The sequence below is a fragment of the Lysinibacillus sp. GbtcB16 genome (assembly GCF_019091145.1).
GTDB classification, from domain to species: Bacteria; Bacillota; Bacilli; order Bacillales_A; family Planococcaceae; genus Lysinibacillus; species Lysinibacillus fusiformis.
In genome coordinates this window covers 1-316 of sequence record NZ_JAGXJV010000240.1, presented here as the reverse complement: position 1 = coordinate 316, position 316 = coordinate 1, and the positions used below count along the sequence as shown (strand labels likewise).

Here is a 316-nt window from a genome sequence, read left to right as displayed (position 1 = left end):
TGATCCTGAAGAGATGCTCATTAGCCAGGAAGAAAATACAGACATAGAATCAAAAATATCTGAATTATTAAGCGATTTAGAAAGAAAAGTGCTATCTTTATATTTAGATGGTCGTTCTTATCAAGAGATTTCAGAACAGTTAAACAGGCATGTGAAATCTATTGATAACGCTTTACAAAGAGTAAAGAGGAAATTGGAACGATATATGGAAATGAGAGAAAGTACAACTTTAAATTCATAAGAAGTAACAAGTGCTGCAGGTGTAAAATAAATCACCTGTTTTCTTTCGTAGAGAGTACAAAATGCATGTCATTGA

1 protein-coding gene is annotated in these 316 nt (G+C 32.0%); it reads left to right on the top strand.

Going from position 1 to position 316, the window contains the following annotated elements:
* A partial coding sequence (locus tag KVT27_RS24125) for a sigma factor-like helix-turn-helix DNA-binding protein (protein WP_217582124.1) occupies positions 1 to 241 on the top strand: 241 nt, incomplete at its 5' end.
* Between the last annotated feature and the right edge of the window lie 75 nt (positions 242 to 316).